Origin of the sequence: Hydrotalea sp., from assembly GCF_049968455.1 — a bacterium.
Lineage (GTDB): Bacteria > Bacteroidota > Bacteroidia > Chitinophagales > Chitinophagaceae > Hydrotalea.
The window spans coordinates 68,729-84,739 of the sequence record NZ_JBMFQT010000005.1; the positions used below are offsets into that span (position 1 = coordinate 68,729).

The 16,011-nt window shown below is 34.6% G+C and carries 16 protein-coding genes; 5 read left to right on the forward strand and 11 right to left on the reverse strand.

The features are described from left to right. Positions 1–49: 49 nt before the first annotated feature. Both ACP5P5_RS04890 and ACP5P5_RS04895 read right to left on the reverse strand, forming a co-directional pair. The gene (locus ACP5P5_RS04890) at positions 50–1,480 is read right to left on the reverse strand and encodes an arginine decarboxylase (protein WP_428284987.1); all 1,431 of its coding nucleotides are present in this window, start codon (positions 1,478–1,480) and stop codon (positions 50–52) included. A gap of 225 nt (positions 1,481–1,705) precedes the next feature. Next, a complete protein-coding gene (locus ACP5P5_RS04895; protein WP_428284988.1) occupies positions 1,706–2,140 on the reverse strand; it encodes a YqaE/Pmp3 family membrane protein in 435 nt (144 codons plus the stop codon). Between the two features lie 214 nt (positions 2,141–2,354). Between ACP5P5_RS04895 and ACP5P5_RS04900 the strand changes: the two genes are divergently transcribed. Both ACP5P5_RS04900 and ACP5P5_RS04905 read left to right on the forward strand, forming a co-directional pair. Next, positions 2,355–3,248 carry a hypothetical protein gene (locus ACP5P5_RS04900; protein WP_428284989.1) on the forward strand — a complete coding sequence of 298 codons (894 nt, stop codon included), beginning with the start codon at positions 2,355–2,357 and terminating at the stop codon, positions 3,246–3,248. 10 nt (positions 3,249–3,258) lie between these two features. Further along, positions 3,259–4,554 (forward strand): bifunctional folylpolyglutamate synthase/dihydrofolate synthase, encoded by a 1,296-nt coding sequence (locus ACP5P5_RS04905; protein WP_428284990.1) that lies wholly within the window; start codon positions 3,259–3,261, stop codon positions 4,552–4,554. On the opposite strand, the gene ACP5P5_RS04910 is transcribed toward ACP5P5_RS04905, so the two are convergent. The 6 genes from ACP5P5_RS04910 to ACP5P5_RS04935 all read right to left on the reverse strand — a co-directional run bounded on the left by ACP5P5_RS04910 (position 4,551) and on the right by ACP5P5_RS04935 (position 8,524). Then, complete coding sequence (locus ACP5P5_RS04910; RefSeq protein WP_428284991.1) at positions 4,551–5,111, reverse strand: NUDIX hydrolase; 561 nt, start codon at positions 5,109–5,111, stop codon at positions 4,551–4,553. The two genes, ACP5P5_RS04905 and ACP5P5_RS04910, sit on opposite strands and share 4 nt — an antisense overlap. Continuing rightward, on the reverse strand, positions 5,111–5,638 hold the full coding sequence (locus ACP5P5_RS04915; protein WP_428284992.1) for a YfiT family bacillithiol transferase: 528 nt from the start codon (positions 5,636–5,638) through the stop codon (positions 5,111–5,113). The genes ACP5P5_RS04910 and ACP5P5_RS04915 overlap by 1 nt, the downstream gene beginning before the upstream one ends. Before the next feature lie 9 nt (positions 5,639–5,647). Beyond that, positions 5,648–6,409: an ABC transporter ATP-binding protein gene (locus ACP5P5_RS04920; protein WP_111293120.1), complete on the reverse strand. Its 762-nt coding sequence runs from the start codon at positions 6,407–6,409 to the stop codon at positions 5,648–5,650. Between the two features lie 2 nt (positions 6,410–6,411). Then, positions 6,412–6,909: a hypothetical protein gene (locus tag ACP5P5_RS04925; protein WP_428284993.1), complete on the reverse strand. Its 498-nt coding sequence runs from the start codon at positions 6,907–6,909 to the stop codon at positions 6,412–6,414. Next, on the reverse strand, positions 6,902–7,930 hold the full coding sequence (gene fbp, locus ACP5P5_RS04930; protein WP_211307667.1) for a class 1 fructose-bisphosphatase: 1,029 nt from the start codon (positions 7,928–7,930) through the stop codon (positions 6,902–6,904). The genes ACP5P5_RS04925 and fbp overlap by 8 nt, the downstream gene beginning before the upstream one ends. Positions 7,931–8,023: 93 nt before the next feature. Next, on the reverse strand, positions 8,024–8,524 hold the full coding sequence (locus ACP5P5_RS04935) for a CAP domain-containing protein (protein WP_428284994.1): 501 nt from the start codon (positions 8,522–8,524) through the stop codon (positions 8,024–8,026). Positions 8,525–8,634: 110 nt separating this feature from the next. Here ACP5P5_RS04935 and ACP5P5_RS04940 point away from each other — a divergent pair, with 110 nt between their 5' ends. Continuing rightward, positions 8,635–9,900, forward strand: coding sequence for an aspartate kinase (locus tag ACP5P5_RS04940; RefSeq protein ID WP_428284995.1), 1,266 nt, complete (start codon positions 8,635–8,637; stop codon positions 9,898–9,900). An 11-nt stretch (positions 9,901–9,911) separates the two neighbouring features. On the opposite strand, the gene ACP5P5_RS04945 is transcribed toward ACP5P5_RS04940, so the two are convergent. Further along, positions 9,912–10,664: a L,D-transpeptidase family protein gene (locus ACP5P5_RS04945; protein ID WP_428284996.1), complete on the reverse strand. Its 753-nt coding sequence runs from the start codon at positions 10,662–10,664 to the stop codon at positions 9,912–9,914. 128 nt (positions 10,665–10,792) lie between these two features. After that, complete coding sequence (gene hppD, locus ACP5P5_RS04950; RefSeq protein ID WP_428284997.1) at positions 10,793–11,929, reverse strand: 4-hydroxyphenylpyruvate dioxygenase; 1,137 nt, start codon at positions 11,927–11,929, stop codon at positions 10,793–10,795. Positions 11,930–12,228: 299 nt separating this feature from the next. Between hppD and ACP5P5_RS04955 the strand changes: the two genes are divergently transcribed. Next, positions 12,229–13,347 carry a 5-(carboxyamino)imidazole ribonucleotide synthase gene (locus tag ACP5P5_RS04955; protein WP_428284998.1) on the forward strand — a complete coding sequence of 373 codons (1,119 nt, stop codon included), beginning with the start codon at positions 12,229–12,231 and terminating at the stop codon, positions 13,345–13,347. Here the strand turns inward: ACP5P5_RS04955 and ACP5P5_RS04960 are convergent. Further along, on the reverse strand, positions 13,327–14,370 hold the full coding sequence (locus tag ACP5P5_RS04960; protein ID WP_428284999.1) for a DUF3078 domain-containing protein: 1,044 nt from the start codon (positions 14,368–14,370) through the stop codon (positions 13,327–13,329). The genes ACP5P5_RS04955 and ACP5P5_RS04960 overlap by 21 nt on opposite strands. Before the next feature lie 208 nt (positions 14,371–14,578). Here ACP5P5_RS04960 and miaB point away from each other — a divergent pair, with 208 nt between their 5' ends. Next, positions 14,579–16,003: a tRNA (N6-isopentenyl adenosine(37)-C2)-methylthiotransferase MiaB gene (gene miaB, locus ACP5P5_RS04965; RefSeq protein WP_428285000.1), complete on the forward strand. Its 1,425-nt coding sequence runs from the start codon at positions 14,579–14,581 to the stop codon at positions 16,001–16,003. The last annotated feature ends 8 nt before the right edge of the window (positions 16,004–16,011 follow it).

The window sequence follows — 16,011 nt, forward strand, 5'->3', positions numbered from 1 at the left end:
CTGTTTTTTCAGACGGCCTCTTGTTTTGGTTTTTGCATGGGGGTATAAACTAACGTAAATAACCTAATATTTTCAACATACTTTGAGCAGATTGTTCTTTTGCATACAACCAATCAATTAATTTCCCATTTTTATCATATTCAACAATAACATGCTTTGGCGAAGGAATTAAACAGTGCTTAATACCGCCATACCCGCTAATTTGATCCTGATAGGCACCGGTATGAAAAAATCCTACATATAATGACTCTTTATTACTTTGTTCATTTTCTTTATCGGGAGATGTTAGCTTGGGTAAAAAAACTTCATTAATATGCTCCTCACTATCATAATAATCATGGCTATCGCAAGTAATACCACCCAACACTACCCTATGGTATTCATTTTCCCATTTATTAATGGGTAACATTAAAAACTTTTCACCAATTCCCCATGTATCAGGTAATGTTGTAATAAAAGAAGAATCAATCATGTACCAACACTCCCGATCGTTTTGAATTTTTTGACCTGTAACACTATAAATATGCGCCATGCTTTCCCCTACGGTAAAACTTCCAAATTCCGTATAAATATTAGGCATTGGAACTTTGGCTTTTTTACAGGCCTTTTTAATGTTAGAAACAATTTCATTAATCATGAATTGATAATCATATTCAAACGCCAATGAATGTTTTATGGGAAAACCACCGCCAATATTAATAGAATCTAACTCAGGACAAATTTTCTTTAATTGGCAGTATAGGTTAATAATTTTATTCAACTCACTCCAATAATAAATATCATCTTTAATGCCTTTATTTAGGAAAATGTGTAGCATTTTCAACTGAAACTTATCTTCAAATCCTTCAATTTCATCAACATAAAATTCCAAAATATCCTTTGCACGCATGCCTAAGCGCGATGTGTAAAATGGGAAAGAAGGTTCCTCTTCTGCTGCTACCCTAATTCCCAGTTTAAAAGGTTGCTTTACACTTCTTTTGTAAGCCTGCAATTCCTCTTTATTATCTAATACCGGTATTACATTTTTAAATCCGGAATTGATAAGCTTAGCAATTCTGCTCGTGTAAGCTCTTTGCTTGTAACCATTACAAATTATAAAAATTTCTTTATTAATTTTTCTTCGTTTATAAAGCTGATTGATAATTTCAATATCGTAAGCATACGAAGTTTCTAAATTGATATTATGCTTTAGGGCTTCTTCAACAATAAATGAAAAGTGTGAACTTTTGGTGCAATAACAATAAAAATACTCTCCCTCATATTTATGCTTCTTAAAAGCAGCATTAAACATATTTTTTGCCTTATTAATTTGCATACCTATTTTGGGTAAATAGGTAAGTTTCATTGGCGTTCCATATTTGTCAATTAACGCTTTTAGATTTAGTCCGTTAAAACTTAAGTATCCATCATCATTCAAATTAAATCCTTCCTGGGGAAAATGAAATGTTTGCTCAACCAGCGAGGTATAGGTATTGTTCATTGAAGAACCTTGGTTTTAAGGAATGAAAAAATAATAATAAGGTGCAAAATTAAAGGAAGATATTACCCAATTCAGAAAAATTTTACTATTAGTCCTATTTTTTATGTTAAGCAGGTAATTAACAACTAAAATTGGATGAATTCATACATGGCCCTGCTTTCCAAAAAAATTATGACTAACAAATAAAAGAATAATATATGACTGTAATTACAAGTAATCTTTCAACTATCCACCTAAAATAACGATTAGGGCATATATAATACCAGGTAGGAAGAACAAAAGTGTCAGCAACAAGTCAATCCAAAACTTAGTATTAATTGCATTTTCATGTAAATAAACAGCCAAGGGAGGCAATAGTATAGCCAAAATAACTAATAACAATGTATTTGTATCAGTTGAAGTACCCGCTTTTTTTTGAACTTTATATTCTTTCAATAATGCTTTTGATTCTTTAATACGAAACTTTTTTTCCTTCCGTGATAAGTTTTTGTACTCTGCTAACGCATTTTTTAAAACAGCACCATTCAACGTTGCCCCCACTTTACCGGCAGAATCGGGAGCATTTTTTCCGGGTAACATAGGCAAACTAGCTGCTTGTGTAATAGCAGGAAGTATTAAAAAACAGCATAAAGACAGCAAGCCAAGTAATTTTCGCATCATAACCAATAAGTTTTAATTGTTAATGTTTAGTTAGTATTGGTGTGTAAATTAAATGCTTTTATTGAATTGCAACATTATTTTATCCTTATAATTCAAGTGAATAATTAACAAGCCAATAATTCAACAACATTTAACACAATACATGTGCTTAATTAAACGTTCCAACAGTAATTTTCAACATCCGGTCATCGCTAAAAAAATAAGATAACTTTGTATGAATAATGCTGAAATGGTGTATCAAAATTTTGAATTAGAAAAAAACAGAAAAGCAGCCATATATACTATTGTTATTTGTGCTGGTATATTTTTGATTTTCTTTTTTTTAAAATGGTCACTGCCACAAATTCCACAACCTACCACCGACACAGGTATTGAGGTAAATTTAGGTAACAGTGAAACAGGTTTGGGCGATGTAGCGCCACAAATGCAGGGCAACCCATCCGTAGAACAAGACACCAAACTATCAACTCCTCCACCATCAAAACAGGTACAATCTACCCCCGATGTTTTAGCCAATGAGGTAACAGGCGAAAATGATGAAGCTGTTGGCACTTTAGAAAAAAAAGTGAATCCCAAAAAACCTTTAAACCATAATCCAACGGCAATTCACCCAAAAAGAAATGATAATAACGTAATAAAACCCACACCTACTCCACCTAAACCAAAAGCATTATTTCAGGGGGGTACCTCAACCACATCGAGCGGTAATGGTGCCGATTCTTACAATGGTGTTTTCAATCAGGGAATTGCAGGTGGAAAAGGCGATCAGGGCAAACCTAATGGTAACCCCAATAGCGATAGCTATACAGGCAATGGCGGAACCGGAACCAGCGGTGTAAGTATAAGAAATGGTTTAACGGGCAGGCATTTTACAAAGCTACCCAGCTTTGAAGATGATTTTAATGAGCCTGCAAAAGTTGCCGTAGATATTACTGTGAATAAACTAGGTGAAGTTATTCAGGCTAATATAAATCCACGAGGTACAACCACTACCAATCAAAACATTAGAAATATTGCTTTACGCAAAGCCAAATTATTAAAACTAAATGCAGGTGATACAGATAACCAAACCGGCACTATTGTATTTAGTTTTAAACTGAATGGCTAATTTTTTTACAATGAACTATTTCGAAACATTAACTTACCTGTACGAACATTTACCCATGTTTAGCAGGCAAGGTGCATCAGCCTATAAAAAAGATTTAACCAATACGATTTTACTCTGCAATAAATTAGGCAACCCACAGCAAAAATTCAAAACTATTCACATTGCAGGCACCAATGGCAAAGGAAGTACCAGCCATATGCTGGCGGCAATTTTACAAAAAGCCGGCTACAAAACCGGATTATATACATCACCTCATTTAAAAGATTTTAGAGAACGAATTAAAATAAATGGGGAATTATGTACTGAAGCTTTTATTATTGATTTTGTTGAAAAAATAAAACCTGCCATCGCAGAAATTCAACCTTCTTTTTTTGAAATTACTGTGGCAATGGCTTTTAGCTATTTTGCGGAAACGCATGTTGATGTAGCTGTAATTGAAACCGGTTTGGGAGGCCGTTTAGATAGTACCAACATTATTACACCAGAACTTTCTATTATTACCAACATTGGATGGGACCATATGAATTTGCTGGGCAATACTTTGGAAGCCATTGCCAGCGAAAAAGCAGGAATTATTAAACAGCATATTCCAGTTGTAATAGGCGAAGTGACTGATGAAACAAAACCTGTTTTTGAAAGTGTGGCTGCACAAAAAAATGCTCCTATCTATTATGCACAACAAGCTTTTTCAGTTTTAGAATACCAACAAACCTTTACTGCCCTAATGGTAAAATTGCTGAATAATAAAAATGGCGAAATAAATTCTTATCAGCTTGACTTACCAGGTATTTATCAACTTAATAATTTAATTACAACTTTAACGGCAGTAAACCAATTAAAACTGCAAGAATGGCAATTATCTGACGATTCAATATTTGAAGGATTAGCAAATGCAAAAAGAATAACAGGCTTACATGGACGCTGGGAATTATTACATCAATACCCTACCGTTATTGCAGATGTTGCACATAATGAAGCAGGAATAAAACAGTTATTAAATCAAATTAAACTTTGTACCTACCGTCAATTACACATAATATTTGGAATGGTAAAAGATAAAGACCCACAATTAGTTTTATCATTGTTGCCTACTAATGCACACTATTATTTTACGCAAGCAAATATTCCAAGGGCACTGAATGCCACTGAATTAACCGAAATTGCGAAGGATTACCATTTATTAGGCAACACTTATGCCGATGTAAATACTGCCTTAAAAGCAGCTGTGCAAATGGCTTTAAAAGATGATTTAATTATTGTTTGCGGGAGCGTTTTTTTAATTGCAGATATAGACCCTATCCATTAAAAATGCAATTCACCTAATTTTTCCAATGCCAAAAAAATACAGGTAACATGCATACTTTGTATAATTTTATTTTCACGTACAAATTGTTTTACCTCATCAATACTGGCAAATAAAATTTCTAAATCTTCACCGGGATCAAAATTTTGTTCAGCCACTTTTTCACCGCCCGTTGCCAAAAACATATGCATAATATTGTTATTAGTTGAAGGATTTGCGGATGTAATGCCCAATTTTTGAAATTCGGTAAAGTAATAACCGGTTTCTTCTAATAATTCTCTTTGCAATGCAGCTTCAGGCGATGCATCGCTATAATCTATACATCCTCCCGGCGTTTCAATATCTGTTCGGCCTAAAGCATGCCGATATTGTCGTTCTAATAATACTTTCCCATCTTTAGTAATGGCAAATGCTGTAACCCAATCGGGAAATTCATACACATAAAATGGATCAATTACTTTTCCATTGGGCAATAGGCAGGTATCTTTTCGTATAGTAGCCCAAGTATCTTTCAATAAATAATTACTGGCTAAGGTAGTCCACGTTAAATCTCTTTGCATTACCAATTCATTTTATCTTTCAAAGCCTGTATGTGTGCCTTATGGTGTTTACCATGCCATGCATATAAGCCTAATAACAACCATAAACTTAATTCGCGTCCTTGTTCAGGATGAATAACTGTTCTTTCAAAATCAGCCTGCGATAAATCCTTCATGGTGGCATGCCAACGTTTGTGCAAAGCATGCAGCAGTGTTAATGATACATTAATGGGAACAGTATCATTGTCGGGTAATAGTGCCCATGCTTTTTCATTGTATGGTTTTATGGTAGGTTTATTTTCCGTTAACCCCAATTTAAATCGGATATAAGCATTCATATGGCTATCGGCCATATGATGAATAAGTTGTTGCAGTGTCCATCCTCCTTCCCTATAGGGTGTATTCAATTGTGCTGCATCTAAATGTTGAACCTCTATTTCTAATTCTTCCGGTAATTGTGCAATGGCCTTTAACCACTCTTGCTTTTGTGCCTCTGAAAAAGGCTTGGGCTCATATTTACCAATGGGGTAACGTTCGTCTGTATGCATAAAATAAAATTAATCTTCGCGTAATGATTTGCCGGTTAAATGAATGAAAACATCTTCCAAAGTTGCTTTCTTCACTTCTTTTGTTCTTTCAAAACCGGTTGCTACTAAATTGTCAATTAATTCGTCAGGGGTAGCTACGGATTGGATCTTACCGCTATCAATAATGGCTACTCTATCGCAAAGTTCTTCCGCTTCATCCATATAATGCGTAGTAATAATGACAGTAGTTCCGCTTAATCGAATTTGTTTAATTAAATCCCAAAGATTTCTTCTAGCTTGTGGATCTAATCCTGTAGTAGGTTCATCTAAAAAAATAATTTTGGGATTATTAATAAGTGTAGTGGCTAATGAAAAACGCTGTTGTTGGCCACCACTTAATTCTTTATACTTTGCTTTTGCTTTATCGGCCAGTTTTACTTCTTCTAAAATCTTTTTCTTATCAATTTTTTTGTTGTATAACCCTGCAAACAAATCTAAAAGTTCTGCCAATGTTAATCCGGGATAATAACCGCTTAATTGCAATTGCACCCCAATAATTTGTTTTATTTCATTAGGGTTTTTATCTAAGCTATACCCGTCCACCCAAACTTCACCGCTGGTTTTATCTTTTAGTGTTTCTATAATTTCTAAGGTGGTTGATTTACCTGCGCCATTGGGGCCTAATAAACCAAATATCTCTCCTTCATATACATCAAAACTAATCCCTTTAACTGCTTGAACTGAACCGTAGTTTTTAGTAAGATTTTTTACTTCAATTATTTTTTTTTGCATGTCTAAAAATTTATAACTAACCCAGCACTACTTCCCGAAAAACCTATACCGGCCTGTACTTTGGGTAATTGTTGGTGCGACCATTTATTAAACAAATCTACGGCTAATATTAAGTTTTTCTGCCCCGAAGCTATTAAATATCCTCCAACTACAGTAGTGCAAAATCCACCACCTATAAATGTCCACCCAAGTCCTGAATGGTGATTACTGGCCAATCCAACTCCGGCACCCATCATACCTGCTCCCAGAATACCTAAAACATTTCCCCAAATTTTGTTTTGCTGATGTTTTTGATAGTAATGAATTAACTGCAGATTACCCGTTTTGTAAAACAAGCCTTTAAACTCACGTGCACCTCTGTACAAAGTGTCGTTGTACAATAAGGTATTCGGCTTAGGATTGATAAAATAATTTAACTGATGTGGTAATATTACTTGCTGTGCTTTACTTACCTGTTGACAACATAAAAAAAATATTCCCAACACAAGAAATTTATACATGCGCTTCTTTATTTTGCATTAAATAATTTTCTAATTCTTCCATCATTAATTTACTACCAATAAATAAAGGTGACCGTTGATGTAATTGTTGAGGTTGAATATCCAATATGCGTTGTTCGCCATTTGTTGCTTTACCTCCTGCTACTTCAATAATAAAAGCGAGAGGATTACATTCATACAATAAACGCAACTTACCATTGGGTTTGCTATCGGTTCCAGGATACATGAAAATACCTCCCTTTAATAAATTTCTATGCACATCAGCTACCATACTGCCAATATATCGTTGTGTATAAGGCCCGCCTTCCGACTTCGTTTTTTTCTGACAGGCGGTAATGTATTGCTGTACACCTTTTTGGTATTGAAAGAAATAACCATGATTCACGGAATAAAAATTGCCGCTTTCTGGGCATTGAATATTGGGGTGACTTAAACAAAACTCACCAATAGACGGGTCTAAAGTAAACCCATTTACCCCCCGCTTGGTAGCATACACCAACATAGTTGAACTGCCGTAAATAATATAACCTGCAGCCACTTGCCTATTTCCAGGCTGAAGAAAATCTTCGCGAGTACAAGGTGAACCTTTAGGGCTAACTCTACGATAAACGCTAAATATTGTACCAATTGAAATGTTCACATCTATATTTCCGCTCCCATCCAATGGATCGAATAATACCACGTATTTACTGTTATTACTCACTTCATCATCAAAAATCACAAAATCATCCAATTCCTCGCTACCAATACCTGCACAGCTTATGCCATGCTTTAATGCGCCCATAAATTGATTATTGGCATAAACATCTAACTTCTTTACATCTTCACCCTGAATATTAATAGAACCCGCATCGCCTAAAATATCAACTAAACCGGCTTTATTCACTTCAACATTTACCCGCTTGGCAGCCAAGCCCATATCGCGTAATAAACTACTTAACTCACCTGTTGCTGTTGGAAATTGGCGTAATTGTTGAATGGTAAATTCATCTAATGTCAAAATTTTTCTATTCACCATCATAGTATTGTATGTTTTTTGATAAAGATAAAGGGCACGCACAATACATACAATATTTTTTTATGCAATCGTGTTCGCCATACACATTACAATAGCTTAGTTAGATGGCTTATTAATGAAAATTTGAGTGAAGTATAAATTACCATCATTACCTTGTGCAATACCAATAGCCGTTAAATTGTAATTGCCTTCAATATTTTTTTTATGGCCGGGACTATTCAACCAACCTTTCACAACAGCCTTAGCATCTAAATGTCCAAGCGCTACGTTTTCGGCGGCACCACGCAGATAACCTAATTTGTTTTTTATGGAGTTAAACCTAGCATCAAAACCATCATGTCCAAATGCTACCTTATGTTCAGCCATATCAACACTATGTTCAGAGGCCAAAGGATAAATGGCATTGCTCCATTGCAACGGCTGTAATCCTTTTGAAGTTCTGTATTCATTAATATAAAACAACACATCTCTTTCCATTTTAGAATACTTTGCTACAGGAGCATAGTGCAAACTGCTGCCTGGCTTACAACCATTCGCTATTAAAGCAGTTACCATCATTGATAGTTTAAAAAAATTTAAAAAAATTGTCAGCTGCATATTTTTTTGTGTTGAATTCAAGAATTGTACCAATAAAAATTGCTTTGTATTTTACAAAGCATAATTACTGTAGCTTTGCCAATCTTCCACTTAATCATTTGTTAAATAGCATGATTGTTTATAAGTTCGGCGGTGCCAGTATTAGTAATATTGAACGCATTCAACAAGTTTTTCAAATTATTGAAAACATTGAAGCAGGTGAAAAGGCAGTATTGGTAATTTCAGCTATGGGCAAAACTACCAATGCTTTAGAAAAAGTGGTTGATTCATTTTTTCAACAAAAAGCTACTGAGGCTTTGCAGCTATTTGAAGTTATTAAACAGCAGCACCTTACCGTTGCCAAATATTTGCTGGTAAAAGAATATAATGCCTGCTATGTTCGAATGCTTGATATCTTTACCGAAGTAGAATGGCTTTTACATGATAAACCAGTTAGAGGTTACGATTATTATTACGATCAAATTGTTTGTTGCGGTGAATTACTTAGCTCCACTATTCTTCATTTCTTTTGCAAGGAAAATGGTTTGAATACTCAATGGATTGATATTAGAGATGTATTATTGACTGATAATAATTTTAGAGATGCCGGCATAATATGGGATATAACTGCTCAAAAAGCACAACAAACATTTTTAAATAATACACACTCTGTTTACATTACTCAGGGATTTATTGGTGCAACTACCGATAATGAAAGTACAACCTTAGGACGTGAAGGAAGTGATTTTACTGCTGCCATATTAGGCAATATTTTAGACACAAAAAGTGTAAGCATTTGGAAAGATGTTGAAGGTGTAATGAGCGCAGATCCCAAAATGTTTAAAGAAGCCAGGTATATTCCCGAATTCAATTATAATGAAGTAATTGAAATGGCTTATTATGGTGCACAAGTTATACATCCGAAAACCATTAAGCCTTTACAAAACAAGCATATTCCATTATTGGTGAAATGCTTTTTGAATCCTTCTTTACCAGGCACCATCATACACAATGCTAAGCACTTACAATTTCCACCCATTCAAATTTTAAAAAACAAACAAGTACTAATTACCTTACAAAGCCTCGATTTCTCTTTTATAGGAGGCCATTCAATTCAAGATATTTATACATATTTGAATGCTTTAAGATTAATTCCCAACCTAATTCAGTTTGGTGCCATTAGTGTGCAAATTTGTTTAGACGATAAAGCAGAAAAAATAAACGACCTAGCAATGCATGCTGCAGAAAAATTTGATGTGCAGGTACAAAAAAACTTGCAATTGATAACTGTTAGACATTACACCGCCGCTATAATAGATACCATGAATGCAGAAGAAAACGTGGTGCTGCGCCAACAGACTCCTATTACTATTCAAATATTAAAGTTAGAGAAGTAATAACGTAAGGCTTAGTACATTAAATAATTGCCTTTACTGTTAACAGTAATAACTGGAAGGGTTTTGTGTTTTTCAAAATAATTGTACACTTTCTCTAAGCTTTGGGCAAAATCACCATAAGCTTTATCATCTTTGGTAACCTTTTCCAAAAAGGCCATGCTTTTAGGATTATCAAATCGAACAGGAAAAATATGTACAGGAATAAAATCTTCACCATTACTTTTGGCATATGAAGCCAATAAATATAACTCATCAATTTGGTTATCCATTATAGGTATACAACCAACGGTTACACAAGTACCATGTATAAAAATATCGCTACCGGGCTTTACTGAATCGGATAAAAGTTGATCGGAAACATTTGGATAATTGAGACCTAACGATAAGTAGTAGGTGCTTTTGGGATTGAACATATTAATGTAATAGAAACCTTCCGGAACCTGATAATCACCTTCAATTCGCTTAGGCCCTAAACCACCGCTTAAAGCACAAATTTTATAAGTCTTTATTAATTTAAAAGGCTCGGTACTATTATTACGTGCCCATACTTCCAACTGACTATCGTATTTAAAACTACGAATATAAAGTTGCTTGGGCGGCCAACTTAAACCTGCTTTTTTAAACTGTTTAGCCAGGGTATCTTCTTTTAATTTAAATGCATTGGCTACCCTTACATTCGACTTTTGAAAATCAACAAATGAATTTTGAGCCCATACACCCCCACTAAACAACAACAAAAAGCAACACAAAACAAACAAACGCATAATGCTTTCAAATTTTAACATGCAAAATGTTCCTCAATATTATAATAATTGAGGAACAAAAATCAGTAATTAAAATTGAAAATACAGAATCCTTACTAATACAAAATGCAAAATTTATGCAGGCATGTTTATAAGTTGCCTCTTAAGGCTTGCTCACGTTCAATAGCTTCAAACAAAGCCTTAAAATTTCCTTTACCAAAACTTTTGGCGCCATGGCGCTGAATAATTTCAAAAAATAAAGTAGGCCTATCTTCTACAGGTTTGGTAAATATTTGTAGTAAATAGCCTTCATCGTCTCTATCAATTAAAATACCCAATTCCCGCAAAGCGGCTATATCTTCCTGAATGTGACCTACCCTTTCTAAAACAGTTTCATAATAAGAAGTAGGCACTTTTAAAAATTCAACGCCACGGTTTTGTAAAGCTGTTACTGTTTCAATAATATTGTTAGTAGCTAAAGCTACGTGTTGTACCCCTTCACCATCATAAAATTCCAAATATTCTTCAACCTGCGATTTCTTTTTGCCTTCAGCCGGTTCATTAATCGGAAACTTCACAAACCCGTTTCCGTTACTCATTACCTTACTCATTAAGGCTGAATATTCTGTTGAAATATCCTTGTCATCAAAAGTCAAAATATTTTTGAACCCCATAACATTTTCATAAAAAGCCACCCACTTATTCATTTGGTTCCATCCAACATTCCCCACACAATGATCAACATAAAGCAAGCCTGTTTCGGAAGGATTATAATTGGTTTTCCACTCAACATAACCCGGCATAAAAGCACCTTTATAATTTTTTCGTTCAATAAATAAGTGCACAGTATCTCCATAAGTATAAATACCACTGATTATAACTTCGCCGTGTTCATCTTTTAAATGAGTAGGTTCCATATAACTTTTAGCCCCACGTTTTGTAGTTTGATGCCATGCATCAGTTGCATCTTGTACACGTAATGATAAGGCTTTCACCCCATCGCCATGTTTAAATATGTGCTCAGCAATGGGATGTGTTGACCTTAAAGGCGTAGTAAACATAAAAGTTAACTTATTTTGCCTAACAACATAACTGGCAGTTGCTTGATTACCGGTTTCCGGACCTGAATATGCTACACTTTGAAAACCGAATGCTGTTTTATAATAATGTGTTGCTTGTTTGGCATTACCAACATAAAATTCAACATAATCAGTCCCTTCTAAAGGAAGGAAATCATTGGTGGCAGCATTTTGCATGCCACCTGCTTCTTTTACTTGCAAAGACATATTAAATAAAGATTATTAATTAAATAAATAGAAAATCAATTGAATAACAAAACGTATGCAATTACAGTTGAATTGCCGAGTCCATTGCCAATGCCAGCATTAACAAACAATAGTTTGCTCTGCGGTCATTAAATAATTTGTGTGGATAATCGGGTAGCATATTTCAAAATTAAAACATTTATTCAAAAAACTCATTTTCAATTTAGCTCGCAATTATCTTCGCAATACAAATGGGCATAAAAGGCTTCAGGTGTAATTGTTATGGATAAATATATTTCTTAAAACTTAATAATCTTTATATGAAAGTAGGCATATTAGGGGGTGGTCAATTGGGTAGAATGCTATTACAGGCTGCAGCCAATTACACAGTAGAAACCTATGTTTTAGAAAATGACAAAAACTGCCCATCTGCACATTTATGCCATCATTTTGTTCAGGGCAGTATAACCGATTATGAAACGGTTTACCGCTTCGGTAAAATGGTAGATGCGTTAACCATAGAAATTGAAGCTGTAAATATTGCCGCATTAGAACAATTGGAAGCAGAAGGTTTAGCCATTTATCCTTCACCGTCTGCTATTAAAACCATAAAAAACAAAATACATCAAAAACAATTTTACCATGAACACCAAATACCTACTGCGCCTTTTGTTATAACTGAAACTTTGAATGAGGTAATGCAGCATACCCATCTTTTTCCTGCGGTACATAAGATAGGTGAAGGAGGTTATGATGGCAGAGGTGTACAAATAATTAAAAATAAAGAGGAAGTTGCCTTAGGTTTTGAGCACCCATCTGTTTTAGAAAAAATGATTAATATTCATAAAGAAATTGCCATAATAGTTGCTCGGAATAAGAAAGGTGAAACTGCCATTTACCCTCCTGCAGAAATGGTTTTTGACCCTGTATTAAATATTTTAGAATACCAAATTGCCCCGGCCCGAATTAGTCGCGAATTATTATGGAAAGCCGAAGCTATTGCCATAAAAGTAGTGCAAAAACTGAATACGGCCGGTTTATTTGCTATTGAATTTTTAATTGATAAAGACCAGGAAATTTGGGTAAATGAAACCGCACCCCGAGTGCACAATAGTGGACATCATACCATTGAAGCCAGTTATTGCAGTCAATATGATATGCTTTGGCGCATTATTTTAGGCTATCCTTTAGGTAATACTAAACTAATTAACCCTTCAGCAATGATTAATTTATTGGGTGAACCGGGCTACACCGGCGCACCTATTTATGAAGGTTTGAATGATGTATTAAAAGTTGAGCAAGCCTTTGTGCACTTATATGGGAAACAAACTACCAAACCCGGACGCAAAATGGGCCACGTTACTTTAATAGCCAAAGATGATGGCGAATTAATATATCAGGCACATAAAATAAAACAACTAATTAAGGTGATTGCCTGATGTATTTAAATTAATTCGGGGATCAATAATTGTGGGAATTGAAGGGGGTGCTATGTTAACGGGGATGGCTTTGTGCCGTTTCTTTAAAGGCATATTAAATCCAAGACCTATCATGCTTTTTACCTGTAATGCCGGCGAATCTCCGTTAGGACCAAATATTTTCACATTATCATCATATATCATATCTAAACTATACGAAGCCGTTAAATATTTATTGATTTTAAAATTAAATTGATTAGTCATGTAAAAGTTAATGTTTTGTGGCTTATTTAAATAATTTGAAAACAAATCAACCCTGCCCCTATAATCAACATTTTTTAGAATGGTAGTGTTATAATTAATGGTTGCAAAAGCACCAAACTCATTTAATACATGTCTTCCCGAATCAACTCCATACGCTTTTTGATTAGCCAAATATTGATTCGTTACAATTACCCATCTTGATGTAATGGGAGAAAGGAACAAAGAAAATTTAGACGTGGGCTTATAGTCAAAACCAGCCGCTAATATTACAAATGCGGGTGATAAAAAACTAGAAGCAAATACCGGCATCCCACTTGAATAGGTGTAACCATCAAAAAACTGAGATCGAAAATTGAATAATCCGGATAAATACCATTTTCCTGATGTATCAACTTTGTAACCATACTTGCTTACATAATCAATTCGGTCATCATTTTTACGTCCACCCAAACTTGTGGTTTGAATGTAGCCTAAATTCACATCCAAATTATTGTCCCAAGAATGTCTATCTTTTTTGTAATAAACAAAATAGTTAAAGTAGGAACTTACTGCCAATGAAAAATTATCACCACCGGCAGCCCAATTGCTTAATGAACCTTGCGATAGGCTAAAATTAAACAAGCCCCCGCGCTTCCATTGCCAGTTAATGGTATCTTTATCCTTATCTTTTTTAATAGGGCGATAAATCTCGTTTTTAAGGGTATTTACTAAAATATCTTGCGCACTTACACTTAAATAACTAAACGCAAAAAAAAGCAATAAAATTCTGTGTAATTTCATGTTAAGTATGGCCATTTATACAAATAAACCCCTGCTAATTTCCAATAAGAACACAAACAGGGCAAAAAAATGTGTAAAAAAAGAAATAGGCTTGCTCAAATTTTTACAAAAGTAAAGGCATTTCCTTAAAATTAACCAATGTATTGCTGACAAAGTGTCATCGCTTGCTTTAAAAGTGTATTTTTGCACTCCAAAAAGAAAATGTGCAATGAACGTATTTGAAATACCTACCAAACTACACGATGAAAAGCGGCAAGGAGAAGCTTATGCACCTGTTGGTCAGGAATCTGCCCTGTTTCAAAAAAAATTTTATATTGAAAGCTATGGCTGCCAAATGAATTTTAGTGACAGCGAAATTGTAGCCTCCATATTACACCAAGAAGGTTTTGGGGCTACAAGGCAATTTGAAGAAGCCTCACTCATTTTATTAAATACCTGTTCAATTCGCGAAAAAGCAGAACAAACCATCCGCAAACGTTTAACCGAGTTCAGAAAAATAAAAGAACAAAAACCTGACTTATTAATTGGCGTATTAGGTTGTATGGCAGAACGTTTAAAAACCAAATTATTAGAAGAAGAAAAACTGGTTGATATAGTTGTTGGTCCCGATGCCTACAGAAGTTTACCTGCTTTAATTACTGAAGCAGAAACCGGCCAAAAAGCGGTAAATGTTTTATTAAGTAGAGAAGAAACATATGCTGATATTTCACCTGTTCGTATAGATAGTAATGGTGTTACTGCATTTGTTTCCATTATGCGCGGATGTAATAATATGTGCAGTTTTTGTGTTGTACCTTTTACCCGCGGACGTGAACGTAGCAGAAGCGCCAATTCCATCATAGAAGAAATTAAAGATTTAGTTAATAAAGGTTTTCGTGAAGTTACCCTTCTTGGACAAAATGTTGATAGTTACTATTGGTACGATGAAACAAATAATACTACTGTAAATTTTGCTCAATTATTAGAAAAAGTTGCACTACTCCACCCATTGTTAAGGGTTCGTTTCAGCACATCACACCCAAAAGATATTACGGATGAAGTGTTACATACCATTGCCAAATATAAAAATATTTGCAACTACATTCACTTGCCCATACAAAGTGGTAATACACGCATTTTGCAACTTATGAATCGTACATACAGCCGCGAATGGTATTTAGCAAAAGTAGATAGAATTAAAGAAATTATACCCGATTGCGCCATTAGTACCGATATTATTACCGGCTTCTGTACAGAAACAGAAGAAGAACACAACGATACTTTAAGTGCAATGGAATATGCACAATATGATTATGCCTATATGTTTTTTTATAGCGAAAGGCCTGGAACATTGGCTGCCAGAAGATTTACCGATGATGTGCCGGAAGAAGTAAAAAAACGAAGATTACAAGAAATCATCAATCTTCAAAATGAATTATCAAAAAAAAGTAATGAAAAAGACATTGGTAAAACTTTTGAAGTATTGATTGAAGGAGAAAGTAAAAAAGATGCAACCTTTTGGAAAGGAAGAAATTCCCAAAACAAAATGTTGGTTTTTCCGAAAGCCCATTACCAATTAAAGCCCGGCGAATATGTAAATGTGCACGTACAAAATGCTACACAGGCTACTTTAATTGGAGAAATTGTTGCCTAATAAATGGC

Coding starts and splice junctions, on each gene's coding strand:
- ACP5P5_RS04890 (WP_428284987.1), bottom strand. CDS start 1,480: ATGAACAATACCTATACCTCGCTGGTTGAGCAAACATTTCATTTTCCC.
- ACP5P5_RS04895 (WP_428284988.1), bottom strand. CDS start 2,140: ATGATGCGAAAATTACTTGGCTTGCTGTCTTTATGCTGTTTTTTAATA.
- ACP5P5_RS04900 (WP_428284989.1), top strand. CDS start 2,355: ATGAATAATGCTGAAATGGTGTATCAAAATTTTGAATTAGAAAAAAAC.
- ACP5P5_RS04905 (WP_428284990.1), top strand. CDS start 3,259: ATGAACTATTTCGAAACATTAACTTACCTGTACGAACATTTACCCATG.
- ACP5P5_RS04910 (WP_428284991.1), bottom strand. CDS start 5,111: ATGCAAAGAGATTTAACGTGGACTACCTTAGCCAGTAATTATTTATTG.
- ACP5P5_RS04915 (WP_428284992.1), bottom strand. CDS start 5,638: ATGCATACAGACGAACGTTACCCCATTGGTAAATATGAGCCCAAGCCT.
- ACP5P5_RS04920 (WP_111293120.1), bottom strand. CDS start 6,409: ATGCAAAAAAAAATAATTGAAGTAAAAAATCTTACTAAAAACTACGGT.
- ACP5P5_RS04925 (WP_428284993.1), bottom strand. CDS start 6,909: ATGTATAAATTTCTTGTGTTGGGAATATTTTTTTTATGTTGTCAACAG.
- fbp (WP_211307667.1), bottom strand. CDS start 7,930: ATGATGGTGAATAGAAAAATTTTGACATTAGATGAATTTACCATTCAA.
- ACP5P5_RS04935 (WP_428284994.1), bottom strand. CDS start 8,524: ATGCAGCTGACAATTTTTTTAAATTTTTTTAAACTATCAATGATGGTA.
- ACP5P5_RS04940 (WP_428284995.1), top strand. CDS start 8,635: ATGATTGTTTATAAGTTCGGCGGTGCCAGTATTAGTAATATTGAACGC.
- ACP5P5_RS04945 (WP_428284996.1), bottom strand. CDS start 10,664: ATGCGTTTGTTTGTTTTGTGTTGCTTTTTGTTGTTGTTTAGTGGGGGT.
- hppD (WP_428284997.1), bottom strand. CDS start 11,929: ATGTCTTTGCAAGTAAAAGAAGCAGGTGGCATGCAAAATGCTGCCACC.
- ACP5P5_RS04955 (WP_428284998.1), top strand. CDS start 12,229: ATGAAAGTAGGCATATTAGGGGGTGGTCAATTGGGTAGAATGCTATTA.
- ACP5P5_RS04960 (WP_428284999.1), bottom strand. CDS start 14,370: ATGAAATTACACAGAATTTTATTGCTTTTTTTTGCGTTTAGTTATTTA.
- miaB (WP_428285000.1), top strand. CDS start 14,579: ATGAACGTATTTGAAATACCTACCAAACTACACGATGAAAAGCGGCAA.